Here is a 3952-nt window from a genome sequence, read left to right as displayed (position 1 = left end):
ATCTACATCATTATGATTTAAATAAAAAAAACCAACCTTTACAATTACACTCCTCTTTTTTTATAGATAACTTCGAGGATGAAATTGACATTCTTGCCAGAGAAACAAATCGACTCACTGCTCATATAAGTCATTTATATAAAGGCCTCAAATTAGAAAAAGAACGTTTAAACGATTTTACCAAAGCTTCATCAGACTGGTTATGGGAGACAAATGCTGATGGATATATCATTTATTGTTCTGAAAATATGGCTACCGTTTTATCGATTCCCGATCAAGAACACAAACGTTTCAGTGAATTACCCTATGGTTATAAATTTACTCAATTGCAAAAGATGATTGATAATGAATGTGACTTTTCTCATTGTGAAGTAAATATCGATATTGGCGGAGAAAGTGAATTTTTCATTTTTCAAGCACTGGTAAAAAAAGAACATGGTAAATTTTCTGGATTTAGGGGCACTGCACTCAATATAACAAGACTAAAACAAGTACAGTTAGAACTTAGTCAACTCAATAATCACTTGGAACAACAAGTCGATTTAAGAACTCAAGAATTAACCACAAGTTTAGAACAATTACAACAAACTCAGCAGCAATTAATCGAATCAGAAAAACTTTCAGCCTTAGGAGGATTAGTCTCAGGTGTTGCGCACGAAGTCAATACACCACTTGGTATTGCCGTCACCTCTGCATCTATTATTCAAGAATCCGCACAACAACTGCATCAAGCATTTTCTAATAGCTCTCTTACTAGTCAAAATTTTACTGAAACAATGAGTAATATTCTAGATAGTAGCGATATCCTACAAAGTAATTTAAATCGAGCGGCAAAACTAATCAGAGATTTTAAACAAACCGCAGTCGATCAAGTTTCCGAAGCAAGGAGTGAATTTGATTTACAGCAAGTGCTAATGGCACTGCTTGCCAGTCTACATTCTCAAACACGCCAAGTTCCTGTCACTCCAGTATTGTTATTCGATCAAACGATACAAATGAATAGCTTACCGGGTGCTATTACTCAAATTTTCACGAACTTGATCTTAAATAGTGTCAACCATGCTTTTCACCATACTCCACAAGCGAGCATCATCATCAAAGCCTCCAAGGCTGATCATCATACCGTTATTTTAGATTATTCAGATAATGGTGCTGGTATTGAACCGCATTTACATCAAAAAGTATTTGAACCTTTCTATACAACAATGAGGGGCAAAGGCGGTTCTGGTTTAGGGCTAAATATTGTTTTTAATCTAGTGAAAAAATTGCATGGTGAATTAACTTTAGATTCCAAACCAAACCAAGGCGTTCATTTTACCATTAAACTACCGATAAACTATCAATACAAGATTGAAATTGAAGAGGAATCCCCATAAATAATTTTATGGTTGATCACTCAGACAATAGGCTTTTATTTTTTTATAAAATACTGGTCAAGCATCACCATAAGATGATCATTATTGCGCATTTCAATTATTCCTTGATCAATGATCTGTTTAATCCTTTGTGCCTCTGGATGAAAACGAGAAATTAATAAGTAAAATGGTTCTGGTTTAAGGCGAGGAATAGTGACCAATCGAATATCATCTGATAAATGAACAATATTTTTAACTTCATTAAAACCTCTTAGTATTTCATAACGAGCTAAAAAAACATCACAACGTTCAGATCGCAGCATTTTGACTAATTGTTCAAAACTTCTCGCTAATTTATGAACCCGATGTTCATCGACGCCAAACTTCAAATAATTATAACCTTGTAAACCACACATCCTCAATGAATTCAATTCCTGTGGAGAAGTTATATTTAACCCTTGAGGATATTTATTGGCTGAATATACATAACTAGGGACAACCGTATAATAATATTCAGTCATAAGATAATCACGGTCTCTTTCTTCATTATAAGAAGCACTAAGCGCAATATCAAAAACGCCAGATAAAGTATCTTGTAGGCAGCGTTGCCATGGTGGCAAACGAAATGTTAATTGGACATTTTCTTTTTTAAAGATGGCACTTAATACATCAATGTCATAACCCACTATTTCCCCTTCACGAATAAAATGATAAGGCGGCCATTCCCCACCATCACCGCAAACATTAATATGTTTAGTTTCTAATGCGTTGACATTTTTAGACAATATAAAAAATATCAATAAAAACATATATTTTATTACAAATCGCATAATTTCAATCTCCAGAAAACATCATTGTCACCCATTATCATTTTTTAAATTGACCATCAATAAATAATGTGGTTCCTTTTCTATCCAACTCAAAAGGAATCATTCTCGGATTTTTACCTTGCTCAACAATTTGTTTAATTAATGATGCAGCTATTTCTCCCTGGTTTTTCCCACTCAACACGATCCCACCCATTGCTTTATTTTCTCCAACGGAGAAATCCCAAAATGCAAATATAGGTACAGGGCTATTCTTTGCTGTCCATTGGATTATCTCTTCATCTGACACATTTTCTTCACTTGCATCAATTAAACTTTGATAGAGTCCAACAATGATGGCATCGAAACCATTTTTATGGGCATTCAATATTGATTTTTGCCACTCTTGTTGGCTAATAACAGATAAATACTCAACCTCTATATTTAATTTTTCTTTTACAAAAAATTTATTAGAATATAAATAATTTAAAGTAATTTGCGATGTGTAAGAATCATCAAATAATACCAATATTTTAGGGTTAATAAAAAATCGGCCAATACTAGCAATATTTTTAATATACAGTGGACGCTCTAAAACTCCCGTTATTCTAGCTAAGCCTTGATTTAATTCTTTAATATTTCTTGGGTTATCATTAATCCCTAAAAATACAATATCAATGGATTCTTCATACAGCAATGGGACGAGGTAGGTCAAGGCATTATCATCGCCAAGAACGACAAGATCAGGTTTTATTTTCAAGTAATAATCGAAAGCTTTCTTCGCCATTGCTGGATGTTCATGGCTGGGTAATACTTTGGTATTCATTTCAAAAAAGACCCAATGATAGGACTTATCCAAACTTTCTTTTAATGCCTGCCGATAATCATGGCTCCACTGATAACTTTCAGTATAGCTATCAACAACCAATATCGTTTTGCTTTGTAGGTCAAAGCCAATGAATATCAAAATAATCATTACTAGTACACGCACACAATCACCTAACCGATCTATCATCACATTTAATGATAGACTATATTGATATTTTATCAGCTTGAATTATGCTTAACACAACGTAAAATTGTACATAGATCACAAGCGAGTTTAATCGCTCACCTAATGGATCAGCTTTCCTCTAGAAGATGAGAACAATGCGAAAATATGCACATAGAAGAAATACAATATCAAAAATAAAAATAAGCCATCTTGGCAAAAGAGTCAGTATTATTGTTTTTGCTATTAGTCTTGTTTTCACCTTGATTTTTTCTTTTATACAAACGAAATTAGCCATTAATCAAGAGATTGCCCATATTGAAAATCGTCAACTAGAACTTGATCAAGATTTCACACAGGATATAGGAACATTTATTTGGAATTATGAGTTTTTTACCCTTCAGTTAAGGCTTAATGCACTAGAGAACTTATCACATATTGATTATCTACAAGTTACGTCTGACCATTATACCTTCCATTCAGGAGAAAAAGGTAAAGAACCTTTAATCAAAAAATCTTTTCCTATTTTATATAAAAATAATATTGTAGGTGATATTTATGTTGAATCTAGCTTACAAAGTGTTTATCAAGATATTTATTATAACTTCTTTCATTCTTTATCAGTAAACTTGCTCAAAACTGGATTGCTTTGTTTGGTTATTTTATATATTTTTCACTATAGTATTAATGTTAGATTAACTCAAATGGTTAAATATTTAAAAGAAATTGACCCTCATCTGATTAGTAAAAAATTAATATTATTCAAAAAACCTATCATTACCTCTAGTAAAGATGAAATA

3 protein-coding genes and 1 pseudogene are annotated in these 3952 nt (G+C 32.5%); 2 read left to right on the top strand and 2 right to left on the bottom strand.

Annotated features, from left to right (window positions below; all coding sequences use genetic code 11):
• On the top strand, positions 1-1376 hold a 1376-nt coding region (locus CAG57_RS10425), incomplete at its 5' end, for a PAS domain-containing sensor histidine kinase (protein ID WP_161439524.1).
• A 35-nt stretch (positions 1377-1411) separates the two neighbouring features.
• Here the strand turns inward: CAG57_RS10425 and CAG57_RS10420 are convergent.
• Together CAG57_RS10420 and CAG57_RS10415 are read right to left on the bottom strand one after the other, a co-directional pair.
• Entirely contained in the window at positions 1412-2185 is a 774-nt protein-coding gene (locus CAG57_RS10420) for a substrate-binding periplasmic protein (protein WP_099611112.1), read from the bottom strand.
• Between the two features lie 37 nt (positions 2186-2222).
• Positions 2223-3152: an ABC transporter substrate-binding protein gene (locus CAG57_RS10415; RefSeq protein ID WP_161439523.1), complete on the bottom strand. Its 930-nt coding sequence runs from the start codon at positions 3150-3152 to the stop codon at positions 2223-2225.
• 158 nt (positions 3153-3310) lie between these two features.
• Here CAG57_RS10415 and CAG57_RS10410 point away from each other — a divergent pair.
• Positions 3311-3952, top strand: a pseudogene (locus CAG57_RS10410) (hypothetical protein); the annotation flags it as partial.

The organism is Vibrio sp. V30_P3S12P165 (genome assembly GCF_009904905.1).
GTDB classification, from domain to species: Bacteria; Pseudomonadota; Gammaproteobacteria; order Enterobacterales; family Vibrionaceae; genus Vibrio; species Vibrio fujianensis.
This window is presented reverse-complemented; position numbering and strand designations above follow the sequence as displayed.

What these genes read in the sequence shown, in the direction of transcription:
- CAG57_RS10420 (WP_099611112.1), bottom strand. Translation starts at nt 2,185, where the DNA reads ATGCGATTTGTAATAAAATATATGTTTTTATTGATATTTTTTATATTG.